Source organism: Shewanella inventionis (assembly GCF_019931735.1).
Taxonomy (GTDB): Bacteria; Pseudomonadota; Gammaproteobacteria; order Enterobacterales; family Shewanellaceae; genus Shewanella; species Shewanella inventionis.
In genome coordinates this window covers 3,350,424-3,363,325 of the sequence record NZ_CP082926.1, presented here as the reverse complement: position 1 = coordinate 3,363,325, position 12,902 = coordinate 3,350,424, and the positions used below count along the sequence as shown (strand labels likewise).

Sequence of the window (12,902 nt, the reverse complement as noted above, 5' to 3'; positions counted from 1 at the left end):
ATGAATTCAATGCCATCTGTTTCATCTGAACTGTCTCGGTTATTAAAAAAAATGGGTTGCCCTGATGGTGTTAAGCCGCTTGACCGTAATCAAATTGCGGCTGAAAAGCGTCAGGCTGAAATTACTGCCGCGGCAGAGCATCAAAAGCGAGTTGTTGAAAAGTTGATGGGCTCCAGCGGGATTAACACCCATTTTTTAGAGTGTTCGTTTGATAACTATGTGATTGAAACTGAGGAACAACGACGCGCTGTAGATGTTGCCAAGCGCTATGTTGATAAGTTTGAAGAGTTACTTAGTGGGGGAAAAGGCTTTTTATTTTTGGGTACGCCTGGCACCGGTAAAAATCATTTAGCCAGTGCTATGGCTAATGCGCTAATGCGTAAGCGCTATTCGGTTGTGGTGATCAGTGTAATGGATTTGTTTGCTCGGTTGCGTATGTCTTACAGCGACAATTCGTTAACCGAAGAAAAACTGATTGCCGAATTTATGAAGCCACAATTGTTGGTGATTGACGAACTTGGCTTACAGCGTGGTAGTGCTGATGAAGTGCTGTGGCTAACCCGGATTATTGATAAGCGTTTGTATGGACGCAGGCCAACAGGGTTTATCACTAATTTGAATCAACAGGGGTTACACGAGTTGTTAGGCGAGCGAGCATATCAACGAGTGCAAGATGCGGTGAGTGTTGCCGTGCCCTTTAATTGGCCAAGCTACAGGGGGCGTAAGCGTTATGGCACTCAAGCAGATCAATGATGATTCACCGGACATGTACAGTGCAATTGTTGAGGTAAAAGCAACGCCCAAAGCCGAGCCTCATCGGTTGGAACGCAGAGAATATCCGCTGTTTTGGAGTCGAGAAAAAAACGCTGACGGTAAATCAGACATTGAATGGATTTTAAAAAAGATGCGTTTTATCCCTAAATCAATGCGCCATGAAGTGTCTGAAGAGTATGTGAGATTGTTTTTTAGTGATAAGGCTAATGGTAGAAAACTGGCCAATACCTATTTACATGGCATAGCAAGTCAGTTCAGGGGAGTGAGTTGATGAAAGTAGGAATAGACCCTGATTTAACTAAAAGCGGTGTTGCAGTGGTGGTTAACGGCAAAATCATTTTTATCAAAAGTTTGGGCTTTAGTGAATTGATTGCCTATGTAGTGGGATTAACCCATGAACACGGCGTGGTAACGGTGTTGCTTGAAGATGTTGATAACAAAAAGCCTGTTTTTCCTAAACGACTTAAGCAAACCAATAAGGGGCAAAACCCATTGCTGCAATACGTTGGATATGCTCCTAGCCAGAGTGGATCGGCAATGAAGGTGAATTTAAGTATTGCTGAGGACTTAGGCAAGGTTAAGGCCACTGCCAGATTAATAAAAGAAGTGCTCGAGGATAACGGTATTCGTGTTCAGTTGGTGAAACCGTTGCGCGGCCCAATTAAAGCGGCAAAAAAGAATAGTAGCTATTTTAATAAAATTACCGGTTGGACTGGTCGCAGTAATGAAGATAGCCGTGATGCAGCGTTGATTGCATTGTTTGGTTAATTACTGGCACTAATTTACACGCTTGCAGAATATTTATAAGGATTGGCAATGGTATCTCTAGAGCGATTGTTTTGTTTGATTTCACCTAAGTCGCTCGACATTGCGGCTGTGATGGGTGGTTTTGGGGTTTTTAGTAAAGATGATGCGATTGGGGTGGTTGCGATGATCCAGGGAAAATTCCCAATTGGGGCAAGAGTGTTAGAGGTTAGAGTTAATAATGACAGCGACATGAAAAAAGCATTGATTGCGGCGTTGTCATCGAGGTTTGTTATTGAGAATTTAAAACCAAAAGCAGCGAATGCATTGGCGTTAATGGTTGTTGCTGAAGTGTGTAATTCTAGAACGTGTAAGACCTGTAATGGTACCGGTTATCGTTTGCCTAGGCGATATGATGCATATAGTGGTTGTCCAAGTTGTGCCGGTACGGGCGTTAGGTTAAGTACCACAGATAATTTAGCGGGTACGTTCTCAGCTTTGGTTAATGTTACTGTGACTCAAGAGCAATTCAGTAAAGTGTTTTATGACTTGTACATGGATGCAATTGATGATTTGTATCGCCAGGTTAACGATGCAGAGCGTTATGGGCATCAAATATTAAACATCATCAAAGCTGAGCATTTGTGTGGGAGTCAAGGCTAATGATCCACACCGTAAAAGATTTGGTTGTTCGTTTAAGCAGGGAGGCCGAACAGTTTGAGTCAATGGGTTGCCATGAGGCTGCATGTGGAGTGCATTCATGTATTCGAGTTATTCAAGAAGAATTAGATAGTCACAGTGCAATAGGTAATGCAGATAGCCACAGAGTCGAGCCGTTAGAGCGTTTAAATTTACGTTTGACCAATACGTTAGCAATGCAGTCTTTGGCTATGCAACGTTATGATACATACCGTAAAAATCATGTTTTATCGCTAGATAAATACAACCAGTTGGTTAAGCGTGTTAGCCAGGTTAAGTCTGAGATCCGCAGTCTGCCACGCTGCCAGGTATGTAACGGAGCAGGCAATACTAAGCCGCTTTTTTATGTGTATGAGTGCGATGCTTGCGGTGGCAGTGGGGTACATGCTGAGGGGTTAACAGACCTGGTTAATAAGCAACAGGCTGTGATTATGGGTGAGTTTGAGCTTATCTCTAAGTTGGTTGAATCCTTGTTTCATTGTGGGCTGTCGGTTGAAGATAGAGAGTCGATATCTGTTGCTCAGTTTTACTAGAATAGCGCGAATAATATGAGGTTGGACTGATGGCAGTGGTAACGATTCAATTTAGTGACGCAGCAATTAAACGTTCTATGGTTGATAACACGGTGACTGAGCTTAGGGATCCGCGTTATCCGCTGCGATTGAGAGTGTCAAAGTCTCGCGCAGCGGGGAGTTGGCATTTGATCACCTATAAAGATGGTAAAGACCGTTGGGAAAAGGTAGGTAGCTGGCCACTTGTTGGTGCTAAGGTGATTATTGACGGTTTACCTTCGTTGGCAGTGCAACACAGGCAAGACAACAATATTAACGTAACAACCTGGCTAAGCTGCAAAGGGTTGCTTGAGTGGTATTTAACCCGGTCGCAGTCTGATAATAGTTTATCGACAAAGCGAAAACGCAACATTAAGTGTGCCATTAGTAAGCATTTATTGCCTGTGCTCGGGGATGTTTTGTTAAGTGAGCTTAATCACCATAAAGTCGATGAATTACTGATTTGGCCACTGCAGTCTAAATACGCTATTGGCAGTGTTCGCCAGTATTACGCTATTTTACGTAAAGCCTTTAAACAGGCTACAGTGCTTAAGTTGATTAGTGTTGACCCATTATCGTCACTTCGCTTTACAGACTTTATTTCAACACCTATTGCCACTAAACCGCCTAAACTTCAAGCAACTGATTTACTGCAGCTGCTGACCAACATCGACAAGGCTAAAAAGGATAGTGCAGTGTTGATATTTATTATGCTGGCCTATGGAACTCGCATTGGTGAAACCCGATTGTTGAAGTGGTCGTATTACGATGAAGCGAACGCTAAATTGGTTATCCCTGCTGAAATCACAAAGACACAGGCTCAGTTAACCATCCCAATCACTGCGTTGATGTCTAAAGTGTTGGATTGGCATAAACGTAATCAATTGGCAGGCGGTTATCGCGGGGCTTATTTGTTTCCTCATAAAATGCGAGCAGGTGCAATTGATGAGCGATTGGCAAATAGTATGGTGAAGCAGGTTAGCCAAAGTGAATGGACGGCACATGATTTACGTAAGTTGGCAAGGTCATGCTGGGCTGATTTAGGGGTTGATTATATGGTCGCAGAGCAGATGTTGAACCACTCAATGACCAAGTTAGACCAGGCGTATATTCACACATATTTAGCAGAGCAGAAAAGGGCGGCAATCGAGTTGTGGCATGGCCATTTAATGGCGGTTTTTAATCCGTTTACCTCGGTAATCGACCTAGATAGTACCAAGATAGAACACATTTAGTGAACGGCTGAAACGCAGGCTTGGTGGGTGTTTTAGGTCGTTTTTTACATCTTCACAAAGGGAAGATATTTAATGAGTAATAAACCTTATTTTTTGTTCGGTGACATTGAGACTGGTGGCCTAAATGGTCGTTTGGATAATGGTCAGTTAGGGATGGAATATTACCCAATTTTTGAATTAGCACTTGTTGTCACCGACAGGGAGCTCAACCAGGTTGGCAGCGCTTTAAGAGTTGTGGTTCATCAAAGTGAAGGCGTGATCAATCGTTCACATCAGTGGGCCATAGATACCCATACTGAAAGCGGCTTGCTTGATGAGGTTAGATTTGGCGATTACTCATTGGCAGAATGTGAGCAGCAGATTTTAGATCACTTAACAGCCATGGGTATTGAGCCCTATAACCGAGAAACCAAAGAGGGCGTTATTTTCGCTGGTAACTCAATCATGTTTGACCGGTCGTACATCTTATGCCAAATGCCACGCCTCCATGAATTTTTGCATTATCGTCAGTTAGATATCTCTGCTATCGCACTAGCAGCCAGAGCATGGGCGCCTGAGTTGGAGCAAAAGGCAGTCGGTGCGAAACTATTTAAGCATGAAGCGCTGGCTGATATTCGAGAATCGATAGCAGAGCTAAAGTGTTATAAAAATGCGTTGTTTGGTGGTCTTAATGGATAAATGCATTAAGTGTGGCTCTAATGACATCAATATTAAATGGGTTGAAGAGGACCTCAATTTAGGTACCAGCAAGCAACAAGGCAAGATGAGTGAATTCATTAAATATGTGCCGAGGGCATTTGATTACACTATAATTTGTAAAAAAGAACATTTATTAAAAGCATGCGTTTGTTGTAGCTATGAGTGGAGAGAGAATACTGTAGATAACGCCATTGCCAGTTTGTTACCGCCATGTCATAAATAATGATCGCTACTTATATAGCAGGCCCAATCAGTGGCAATATCGATATCAATAAGCAGGCGTTCTTTAGTGCTGCAGAGCAATTGCAATCAAGTGGTCGTGTTGTGCTACATTCAGCTAGTTTACCTGTTGGGTTAACTGAACCTCAGTACATGGATATTTGCTTTGCTATGATCCGCGCATGCAATGAGATGGTTATGTTACCAGGTTGGCGTAAATCATCTGGCGCCACTGCTGAGTATTATTACGCTAAGAAGATAGGGCTTAAGATTGTTGATGTGCCAGTCGTTCTGCTTGAATCACCTCATTGTTTCCGGGTTAAATAAAAAACTTATCAATTCAATATAATTAGGCTAACTTGTATTTTTAATCACGGATACAAGTTTACCTTTTATGGATGAATTTTTAAAACAGAAGTTTGATATGGATCATTTACCTCAATGGGAATGCCCCACGTGCAAAAGAGGTATTTTAGAGCGGAAAGAAGATCTTTTGATTCAAGAAACAGCAAACACATTAACATCACATCAACACCCAGAGTTTGATTATGAATGGGTAAAATATAACATTACAGGCTTTCTCAAATGCAATAACTCTAGATGTTCAGAAACAGTAGTGATAACGGGCGTTGGTGAGCATGATGAACATTATTTTTGTGATGAATACGGCCAGCAACAAGAGAATCGTTTTGTTAGCATTAAACCAATATTTTTCTACCCACCAATAAAAATCTTTAACGTTCCTCCTACAGTTCCTGAAGAAATAGCTCTGATGTTGGAAAAGTCGTTTGCTTTATTCTTTTGTGATGATAATGCATGTGGAAACAGGATTAGAGCAACGGTAGAGGTGATGCTCGATGTGCTTAAGGTTCCAGATAAGTCAGCTGAAGGTAAATTTATTTCTTTAGCTACAAGGGTTGAAAACATAAATGACATAAGCCAGTCTTTGAAGGACAAGTTGAACGCCCTAAGGCTACTTGGGAATGCCGCAACACATGGCGAAGGGCTGTTACGTAGAAAAGATAATGTTGATGCTTATAAACTGTTAGCTCACGTGTTTGATAAACTATTCCCTACCGAAGAAGATGAGCTTGATGTGTTATCGGCAGGAATAATTAAAAACAAAGGACCAGTTAAATAGAAATATGTAACTGTGTTTGATACTAAATCACTTAACTGACAACCATGCAATCTGCATTTGCTAACCACACCATAAGCGCTATAATCACTGTAATTATATACAGTGGCGTGAGTTTATGCGTGTATTTCCTTTTATCCCTATTCCGGCTAGTGCGGGGATCAGTGGTTTTGAAAGCCCAGCAGCTGAGTACTCTCAGTTGGGGTTAAGTCTAGATGAGTTGCTGATTTTGCATCCAAGTTCAACTTTCATTGGTGTTGCACAAGGTGACTCGATGCAAGGTGCGGGTATCTTTGATGGTGATCTATTGATTGTAGATCGCCACATTACCGCTCAGCAGGGGGCAGTCATAGTGGCAAACTTCAATGGCGAGTTTGTGTGTAAGATCCTCGATAAACATAGAAAGCTGCTCTTATCATCCAATGATAAGCATCAAGCTGTCAAAATACATGACTATGATGAATTTTGCATAGAGGGGGTAGTTATTCGCTCTGTGCGGCTTCATCACCATTGCTCTTTACTGGCTGGCAATGCATGTTTGCCTTAGTTGATGCCAATTCATTCTACTGCAGTGCCGAACAAGTGTTTCGGCCTGATTGGCGTGGCAAGCCCATAATAGTGTTAAGTAATAACGATGGTTGTATTGTGGCGGCTAACCGCCAAGCCAAGGAAGCAGGTATTCCTAAGTTTGCTCCTTACTTTCAGGTTAAAGATCTGTGTATTAAGCTTGGGGTCATAGCGTGTTCGTCTAATTATGAGCTGTATGCAGATCTCTCAAGTAAGATGATGGAAATCATTGGAAGATTTGGGCCTGAGCAACATGTGTACTCAATAGATGAGAGTTTTCTGTCGTTTAAGCACTGTTCACCAGCAATTAAGAACCTTAACACACAGGGGCATATGATTCGCCGCGCTGTATGGAAGGAAGCCAGGCTGCCTGTTTGTGTTGGTATTGGAGCCACCTTAACGCTTGCTAAAGCTGCGAATCATGCTGCGAAAAAATTACCAGGTTATAACGGGGTATGTCTGATAGAAAGTGATACAGAACGGGTTAGTATTTTAAAACAAATGTCTGTTGGTGATGTGTGGGGCATCGGCAGACGTATTAGTAAAAAACTTGAGTGTATGAATGTTAGAACAGCCTTTGAACTAGCTCAAGTTCCTCCTGGAGTCGCTAGAAAGCAATTTAGTATCGAAATTGAACGTACGGTGCGAGAGCTCAATGGCCAAGAGTGTAAACAGTGGGATGAGGCTAAGGCTGATAAGCAGCAAATATTTTCGACACGCTCAGTTGGTGAGCGCATTATTGATTTTGATTCATTACTGCAAGCACTGAGTAAGCATGTCGCGATAGCAGCTAATAAGGCTAGGGGGCAAGGCTCAAGCTGTAAATCAATGCTGCTATTTGCCAGTAATTCGCCCTATGATGAACAACCCGTTAGTTTTAAATCAATTATCCACTTTCCAAGTCCCACTAACTGCACAATTGAAATGACGAACGCCGCGACTGTCGCAGCAACTAAGCTATTCAAGGTAGGTGTTAAGTATTACAAGATAGGTGTGGGCCTGATTAACTTAAGCAGTGATAAGTATCAACAATTTGACTTATTTAACACTACTAAGGCGGATAATGCATTGATGAAAACCCTTGATGGCATTAACTTACGATATGGACGAGATACTTTGTTCTTAGCTGCTCAAGGCATCGAGCAGAAGTGGTCAATGCGACGACAATTATTGACACCCCAGTACACAACCAAATGGGATAGCTTGCCAAAAGTAAAGTGCTAAAGTTATGTCATTAAACATCATATTCAAAGGAGTGAACCAATGCCAATTAAGATAGAAACAAATGGATTAAATAAGTTAAAAAAGAATTTAGAAGATTTACATGGTACGCACAAAGTTGAATTAAGCGATATTTTAACACCTGAGTTTTTAGGAGAATGCTCTAGTTTCTCAGATTTAAATCAATTGTTTATAGCGAGTGGATTTGACGTTAAAAATCCAGAAGACTTTAAGGCGATTCCTGATGATGAATGGGAGGCGTTTATTACAAACAATACGACATTCAACTCGTGGGAAAAAATGCAACAAGCTGCTATGAATAAATATGTGCACTCAAGAATAACTGAAGGTTTGAAAAAATAGATTCCGGATAATCTCTATTAAGGGGATTCTTCATGTTCAATAAGCTTAGTTTTTAATGTGGTTTAGGGAGGGTTTTTAACCCTCCCCCTAATTCTAAGACGCCTGCATACGTCGATTATACGTGTATTGAATTAGTTGATTGTTATACCAAACTGTGGCTTTTTAGCAAATGAACATTCGCGCACTAGCTTTATTTGATCACATCTAGCTCTTTCAGCTTATTTAGGAATGGAGGAAATTTAGAATTAACAACTGCACCAGAATTACTTGCTCCAAAACTAGATACCGAATAGGTATCAATTTGGATTAATTTCATTTTGACGTCACGACCTTTTGCTACTTTGACAAATTCGTTTATTGGCATAACTAGACGACGAGTAGACCAGCTACCATATTTTGTGAGAACACTTGCTTCTGTTATATTTTCAATTATTTCACCGTCCACATTAAAAGCCACCCCCTGAACATTAGTGATTCCGTTTGTTCCGACTTCTAGGAAAACTACATCAGGAAATTTTTGATTCCACTCAAAGCCCATAGTATGCCAGCCCTCAGTTAAGCTTGATGAGGAACTCACAGGAGCCTGAGAAACTATGAGAGCACCATCAAATGAGTCTTTATGTGTGTTCATAGATGGTGTCATTGCATCGTTCATGCCTGTACAACCGGTTAGTGTGATAAATATTGCAACTTTTAGTAGTTTTAACTTAACTTTGAACATTACATTGTCCTTAATTTTTAAATATTCAGATTAACGGAGCTAGATTCCCCAGTTAAGGGGGCAGTTGTTAAGAGCTTGCTGAATAGCTACAAGCTCCTATTGCTTTGGAGCATATACCAAAACCATTTGCTTGATAAACATCAAAAACAGCTTGGATAAATACTATCGGAAGTTGAATTTCTTTCTGAATTTCAGCACCCTGCAACCATTTACCTCTTTCGCAACTATCTACAATCGAAAGTAGTAAATCCATTTTTTTAGTTTCTTCAAAACGGGCGCATAAATATAAAATAAAACAAGGATCTGTTACTTTTATTGCAACCGGATATAATGAATCTGCTTGATCAAACTTCATAATTAAGCCTTTTGAGTCGAGTATAGCGAAGGCTCTTGAGTATTTTGTGTAAATCTCATCTCTGAAATTTAATGTGGATGAATCATTTTTAACTAAAGCAAAATAAATCACTTGAGATAACGCTGGAAGGTCTGTGTGTAGAACGCTGATAGGGTCTTCTAAAGCATCAAGTCTTTGTTTAATTTTGATTGCATCAAGCTCATTACTTATTTGAATAAAAGAGGCTGCAACTGGGAAGTTGACAGCAGCAACTCTCATGATTCTTAAAAATGATTCCATATACACTCCATTGTGATTGATACTACGACCTCCAGCTATAGGCTCAACAGTTCTTGCAGCCTAGAGCAGATTAACCAATAGTTTTTTCCATTTAAAATATCTTTTTACCCTTTGATAGTACGGTGAATAGTCTTATTTTTCAAAGCAAAATTTGTACATTAGACTTGCAAATTCGATTTGCAACAAAAAAGGTCTTGCATGTATGCTTCGAAGAGCACTGTTTTCGGGGGCTGAGTTCTACGGCTTTAAACAGCAAATGAATACAGCTAAATCTAAACAATAAGCGAGCATATTCAGAATACACCTAAACACTTCTACTAAACCTACCATTACACCACCTCTATCGCCAAGATATTACCTAGATTATATTTATGGGCAGCTTAAGCAATGATGTTGTTATTAAAAATGTTTTAGCTACATTATGAATCTTCCAAACAGGAAGATATTTTATAGGCTAAATGCCTTGGGCGAATTGCGATACTGATTTAGTCTTGTGCATCAAATGAACTGAAGTAGGGCTGATTATGGATAGCAATAAACTAATTAAACTGCGTGATTTACTTTGTGAAGTAGCTAATTCGCCCACCAAAAAACAAGCGGCAATATCGTCAAAGAGCTTAGACTTTATGGTGTCTAGTATTATTGGCTCGCTCAATGGCTACACAGCTGGAAAACTGAGAGAAGCTGTAAGCTCTGCAAAAAGCGCATCTGGCATTTCACCAAACAAGCAATCTGACATTGATAGTATGAATAACTCTTGGTATGTATTTGAAAGTGACATTGAACATGGCCTTTCAGGTAAGGCAGATAAAAGCCTTTAGTAATCAGTTAAGTGATAAGTAATGAGTGCTAGTACCGTTTTATTCGAGTTTATTTATATAACCGTAAAATAGTTATTGCACCGATTAATGTTTTCGTCTATCGTTTTCCCATGCTGTGAAAATTACGCATTAAAGAAACCACCTTGCCGGTGGTTTTTTGCTTTCTACAGTTCACTAATCAACGCAGTCAGTGAAAAGAAGTCGCTCTTTCTTTATTAGATAACGACATGACGCAGGTCGGGTTCGCGCCCCGTTAATGAGCAAGTCAGCGATAAACGACTAAATACTTTCAAGCCTCAGCATCTGCTGGGGCTTTTTGTTTTCACCATCGACAATTTTCGAGGGCCGTATACATGCGAAACAGACTAGCAGTCGCAGGTCTTAGTCTTTCAGCTGCTGCGTTCATTACTCTCATTGTGTCAGAAGGTTTCTCACCAACTGCAACCGTACCCGTTAAAGGGGATCGTCCGACTGTCGGATTTGGTTCTACTTATCATGCAGATGGTAGCCCGGTTAAGTTGGGTGAAACGATTACCCCAGTTAAAGCACTGCAGACAGCTCAGTCACACATATCAGTTGATGAGAATCGATTTCGTAAAAGCTTATCTGGTGTTGAGCTAACCCAGGGTGAATATGATCTGTATGTCGATTGGGTTTATCAATATGGCATTGGACGCTGGATAGCCTCGCCCATGCGAACACATTTGATTGATGGTGAATACATACAGGCATGTGATGCGTTGTTGCTGCCCCAGTATCGAACGGTTGCTGGTTATGATTGTTCAACACCTGGGAATAAAAGATGTTATGGGGTTTGGATTCGTGCCCAAGACCGACACAGGCGATGCATTGAATCACAACGATAATCACGCCCAGCTCAACGCGATTAGAAACGATTATAGAGGGGTTTTAAAACAGCCCCTTCAGATGTCAAATAATTAATAAAAGCTCCTGAAATCAACGCCTATTATGCCGTGTTGGGAGTTTGCAATGGGGAGGGCGGGTCGAAACCTTGGGGCTTTTGGCTTCCTGACCGTTCGCTCCCCTCTTTATACAAAACCGCGAAATGGAACCTTTTTTTATAGCGCGAAGGAATGATCAAAATGTTCAATACATTACATAATAAAATCATTGCGTTAGTTATCGGTTTGCTGATTGTTATAATGGCTAGTTTTGTTGCAGTTTTGAAGGTCAATCAGGGGCAAATAGCACTGTTAAAGAGTGATTTGGCCAGATCTGAGCAATCCAAGGAAAACTTGCAAAGGGATTTGATCTCTATTACTGAGCAGCTAGAAGCTGCCGAGCTAGAAAAAATCAAGTTGCGTGATAGTGCGGTTTTACTGGCTAAAACATTTAGCGCTAGAGAACAACACAGAGTTGCCATCAAGAATGAGTTTGCAGAAAGCAATAAAGCGCTAAAGAAAATTTTTGACGAGACAACCGATGAAAAAACGATTTCTTGGAGTAACACTCCTATTCCTTTGGATATTAACCGGGTGCTCGAGCAGTCAGCCAAATGTGCGAACAGTCACCGTAACAAAGACAGTTTATGTGTTCCCGCCAAAGGAACTGATAAGCCAATGCTTAGTACCGGATTACTTCAGCACAACGAATCAAGAGCTTTCTAATTATACAAATTCATTAATTGAAGTGATTTCTCTTTGTGACCTTGACTGGTTCGCATTGCAGACCTGGATTAATGAACATCAATCTAACTTGTCTACAACTAAGTAGGCTCAAACATGATAAATAGAACTATGACGCCGATGATGGATAAAACTGTACAAACAGGAAGTTACATCGCTTCTATATCCACCGCGATAGGCGGTTTTCTTTCATTAAGTAATATCGCCTTGTTGCTTGGTATTGCGTCAACGATTGTTTTATTCATCGTTCAGTATCGACGAACGCAATCGGCGGAAGCGCGAGACAGTGAATATCACAAAGCCAGGATGGAAGCGTTAAAAAACCACATTAGTCATGGTGATTCTGATGTCTGATGAATTAACCAAAGAATTAATCGTAGCATTAAAGGCACAAACCGAAGCGCTGAATCAGCAAACAGTCGCAATCAGCCAATTGGTGAACAGTAATTTAGACATAATGGACCATCTGATGGCCGCGGATGCAGAAGAAAACACTGATCCAGTTTATTTAGATGAACCAAACACATTATGAACAAAGGCATAAGTTGGCGTGATGATAAGCGCAAAACCGCAGAGCGTGGTTACGGTGGTAAATGGCAAAAAGCCAGAGAGACATTTTTAAAACGTAACCCCCTCTGTTGCTTTTGTGAAGAACAAGGAAAAATTGTAGGGGCATCAGTTGTTGACCATATCAAGCCGCATCAAGGTGACCAAACCCTATTTTGGGATACTGCAAACTGGCAACCACTTTGTAAGCCTTGTCACGATAGCACTAAGAAAATTATGGAGAATAGAGGTGTAAAGCTTGGTGCTGACGCAAGTGGCCAACCGACGGATCCTAAACACCATTGGAATAAATAAGCGAGGTAA

Annotated in this window: 20 protein-coding genes and 1 pseudogene; 19 read left to right on the top strand and 2 right to left on the bottom strand. The window is 40.9% G+C overall.

All coding sequences use genetic code 11. The features are described from left to right. The 12 genes from K8B83_RS14905 to K8B83_RS14850 all read left to right on the top strand — a co-directional run bounded on the left by K8B83_RS14905 (window position 1) and on the right by K8B83_RS14850 (window position 8,210). Window positions 1-753 (top strand): ATP-binding protein, encoded by a 753-nt coding sequence (locus K8B83_RS14905; RefSeq protein WP_223417777.1) that lies wholly within the window; start codon window positions 1-3, stop codon window positions 751-753. Further along, a complete protein-coding gene (locus tag K8B83_RS14900; protein ID WP_223417767.1) occupies window positions 731-1,045 on the top strand; it encodes a hypothetical protein in 315 nt (104 codons plus the stop codon). The genes K8B83_RS14905 and K8B83_RS14900 overlap by 23 nt, the downstream gene beginning before the upstream one ends. Beyond that, a complete protein-coding gene (locus K8B83_RS14895) occupies window positions 1,045-1,542 on the top strand; it encodes a hypothetical protein (RefSeq protein WP_223417761.1) in 498 nt (165 codons plus the stop codon). Before K8B83_RS14900 ends, K8B83_RS14895 begins: the two co-directional genes overlap by 1 nt. Window positions 1,543-1,590: 48 nt before the next feature. After that, entirely contained in the window at window positions 1,591-2,181 is a 591-nt protein-coding gene (locus K8B83_RS14890) for a hypothetical protein (RefSeq protein ID WP_223417759.1), read from the top strand. Beyond that, window positions 2,181-2,750 carry a hypothetical protein gene (locus K8B83_RS14885; protein ID WP_223417757.1) on the top strand — a complete coding sequence of 190 codons (570 nt, stop codon included), beginning with the start codon at window positions 2,181-2,183 and terminating at the stop codon, window positions 2,748-2,750. The genes K8B83_RS14890 and K8B83_RS14885 overlap by 1 nt, the downstream gene beginning before the upstream one ends. 29 nt (window positions 2,751-2,779) lie before the next feature. Then, window positions 2,780-4,003, top strand: a complete 1,224-nt coding sequence (locus tag K8B83_RS14880; RefSeq protein WP_223417755.1) for a tyrosine-type recombinase/integrase — start codon at window positions 2,780-2,782, stop codon at window positions 4,001-4,003. Window positions 4,004-4,075: 72 nt separating this feature from the next. Further along, window positions 4,076-4,681 (top strand): oligoribonuclease, encoded by a 606-nt coding sequence (gene orn / locus K8B83_RS14875; RefSeq protein ID WP_223417753.1) that lies wholly within the window; start codon window positions 4,076-4,078, stop codon window positions 4,679-4,681. 243 nt (window positions 4,682-4,924) lie between these two features. Further along, window positions 4,925-5,248, top strand: a complete 324-nt coding sequence (locus K8B83_RS14870; RefSeq protein ID WP_223417752.1) for a DUF4406 domain-containing protein — start codon at window positions 4,925-4,927, stop codon at window positions 5,246-5,248. Window positions 5,249-5,315: 67 nt separating this feature from the next. After that, a complete protein-coding gene (locus K8B83_RS14865; protein WP_223417745.1) occupies window positions 5,316-6,062 on the top strand; it encodes a DUF4145 domain-containing protein in 747 nt (248 codons plus the stop codon). A 115-nt stretch (window positions 6,063-6,177) separates the two neighbouring features. Then, complete coding sequence (locus K8B83_RS14860; RefSeq protein ID WP_223417740.1) at window positions 6,178-6,606, top strand: LexA family protein; 429 nt, start codon at window positions 6,178-6,180, stop codon at window positions 6,604-6,606. Then, on the top strand, window positions 6,594-7,850 hold the full coding sequence (locus K8B83_RS14855; RefSeq protein WP_223417738.1) for a Y-family DNA polymerase: 1,257 nt from the start codon (window positions 6,594-6,596) through the stop codon (window positions 7,848-7,850). Before K8B83_RS14860 ends, K8B83_RS14855 begins: the two co-directional genes overlap by 13 nt. Window positions 7,851-7,889: 39 nt before the next feature. Next, window positions 7,890-8,210: a hypothetical protein gene (locus tag K8B83_RS14850; RefSeq protein WP_223417736.1), complete on the top strand. Its 321-nt coding sequence runs from the start codon at window positions 7,890-7,892 to the stop codon at window positions 8,208-8,210. A gap of 190 nt (window positions 8,211-8,400) precedes the next feature. Here the strand turns inward: K8B83_RS14850 and K8B83_RS14845 are convergent, their stop codons facing one another. Next, window positions 8,401-8,931, bottom strand: coding sequence for a hypothetical protein (locus K8B83_RS14845; RefSeq protein WP_223417734.1), 531 nt, complete (start codon window positions 8,929-8,931; stop codon window positions 8,401-8,403). A 67-nt stretch (window positions 8,932-8,998) separates the two neighbouring features. Next, the gene (locus K8B83_RS14840; protein ID WP_223417732.1) at window positions 8,999-9,565 is read right to left on the bottom strand and encodes a hypothetical protein; all 567 of its coding nucleotides are present in this window, start codon (window positions 9,563-9,565) and stop codon (window positions 8,999-9,001) included. Between the two features lie 524 nt (window positions 9,566-10,089). Here K8B83_RS14840 and K8B83_RS14835 point away from each other — a divergent pair. The 7 genes and pseudogenes from K8B83_RS14835 (at window position 10,090) to K8B83_RS14810 (ending at window position 12,893) form a co-directional block, all read left to right on the top strand. Next, window positions 10,090-10,386 carry a hypothetical protein gene (locus tag K8B83_RS14835; RefSeq protein WP_223417726.1) on the top strand — a complete coding sequence of 99 codons (297 nt, stop codon included), beginning with the start codon at window positions 10,090-10,092 and terminating at the stop codon, window positions 10,384-10,386. Window positions 10,387-10,739: 353 nt separating this feature from the next. Then, entirely contained in the window at window positions 10,740-11,252 is a 513-nt protein-coding gene (locus tag K8B83_RS14830; protein ID WP_223417724.1) for a glycoside hydrolase family protein, read from the top strand. Window positions 11,253-11,489: 237 nt separating this feature from the next. Then, complete coding sequence (locus tag K8B83_RS14825; RefSeq protein WP_223417722.1) at window positions 11,490-12,014, top strand: hypothetical protein; 525 nt, start codon at window positions 11,490-11,492, stop codon at window positions 12,012-12,014. Then, window positions 11,932-12,120, top strand: a pseudogene (locus K8B83_RS21785) (hypothetical protein); the annotation flags it as partial. The gene K8B83_RS14825 and the pseudogene K8B83_RS21785, both read left to right, overlap by 83 nt. A gap of 8 nt (window positions 12,121-12,128) precedes the next feature. Beyond that, complete coding sequence (locus tag K8B83_RS14820) at window positions 12,129-12,386, top strand: HP1 family phage holin (protein WP_223417720.1); 258 nt, start codon at window positions 12,129-12,131, stop codon at window positions 12,384-12,386. Continuing rightward, complete coding sequence (locus tag K8B83_RS14815; RefSeq protein ID WP_223417718.1) at window positions 12,379-12,564, top strand: hypothetical protein; 186 nt, start codon at window positions 12,379-12,381, stop codon at window positions 12,562-12,564. The genes K8B83_RS14820 and K8B83_RS14815 overlap by 8 nt, the downstream gene beginning before the upstream one ends. Beyond that, window positions 12,561-12,893, top strand: coding sequence for an HNH endonuclease (locus tag K8B83_RS14810; protein ID WP_223417716.1), 333 nt, complete (start codon window positions 12,561-12,563; stop codon window positions 12,891-12,893). Before K8B83_RS14815 ends, K8B83_RS14810 begins: the two co-directional genes overlap by 4 nt. The last annotated feature ends 9 nt before the right edge of the window (window positions 12,894-12,902 follow it).

Coding starts and splice junctions, on each gene's coding strand:
- K8B83_RS14870 (WP_223417752.1), top strand. CDS start 4,925: ATGATCGCTACTTATATAGCAGGCCCAATCAGTGGCAATATCGATATC.
- K8B83_RS14810 (WP_223417716.1), top strand. CDS start 12,561: ATGAACAAAGGCATAAGTTGGCGTGATGATAAGCGCAAAACCGCAGAG.
- K8B83_RS14865 (WP_223417745.1), top strand. CDS start 5,316: ATGGATGAATTTTTAAAACAGAAGTTTGATATGGATCATTTACCTCAA.
- K8B83_RS14880 (WP_223417755.1), top strand. CDS start 2,780: ATGGCAGTGGTAACGATTCAATTTAGTGACGCAGCAATTAAACGTTCT.
- K8B83_RS14905 (WP_223417777.1), top strand. CDS start 1: ATGAATTCAATGCCATCTGTTTCATCTGAACTGTCTCGGTTATTAAAA.
- K8B83_RS14900 (WP_223417767.1), top strand. CDS start 731: ATGGCACTCAAGCAGATCAATGATGATTCACCGGACATGTACAGTGCA.
- K8B83_RS14895 (WP_223417761.1), top strand. CDS start 1,045: ATGAAAGTAGGAATAGACCCTGATTTAACTAAAAGCGGTGTTGCAGTG.
- K8B83_RS14835 (WP_223417726.1), top strand. CDS start 10,090: ATGGATAGCAATAAACTAATTAAACTGCGTGATTTACTTTGTGAAGTA.
- K8B83_RS14860 (WP_223417740.1), top strand. CDS start 6,178: ATGCGTGTATTTCCTTTTATCCCTATTCCGGCTAGTGCGGGGATCAGT.
- K8B83_RS14885 (WP_223417757.1), top strand. CDS start 2,181: ATGATCCACACCGTAAAAGATTTGGTTGTTCGTTTAAGCAGGGAGGCC.
- K8B83_RS14825 (WP_223417722.1), top strand. CDS start 11,490: ATGTTCAATACATTACATAATAAAATCATTGCGTTAGTTATCGGTTTG.
- K8B83_RS14855 (WP_223417738.1), top strand. CDS start 6,594: ATGTTTGCCTTAGTTGATGCCAATTCATTCTACTGCAGTGCCGAACAA.
- orn (WP_223417753.1), top strand. CDS start 4,076: ATGAGTAATAAACCTTATTTTTTGTTCGGTGACATTGAGACTGGTGGC.
- K8B83_RS14890 (WP_223417759.1), top strand. CDS start 1,591: ATGGTATCTCTAGAGCGATTGTTTTGTTTGATTTCACCTAAGTCGCTC.
- K8B83_RS14830 (WP_223417724.1), top strand. CDS start 10,740: ATGCGAAACAGACTAGCAGTCGCAGGTCTTAGTCTTTCAGCTGCTGCG.
- K8B83_RS14845 (WP_223417734.1), bottom strand. CDS start 8,931: ATGTTCAAAGTTAAGTTAAAACTACTAAAAGTTGCAATATTTATCACA.
- K8B83_RS14840 (WP_223417732.1), bottom strand. CDS start 9,565: ATGGAATCATTTTTAAGAATCATGAGAGTTGCTGCTGTCAACTTCCCA.
- K8B83_RS14820 (WP_223417720.1), top strand. CDS start 12,129: ATGATAAATAGAACTATGACGCCGATGATGGATAAAACTGTACAAACA.
- K8B83_RS14850 (WP_223417736.1), top strand. CDS start 7,890: ATGCCAATTAAGATAGAAACAAATGGATTAAATAAGTTAAAAAAGAAT.
- K8B83_RS14815 (WP_223417718.1), top strand. CDS start 12,379: ATGTCTGATGAATTAACCAAAGAATTAATCGTAGCATTAAAGGCACAA.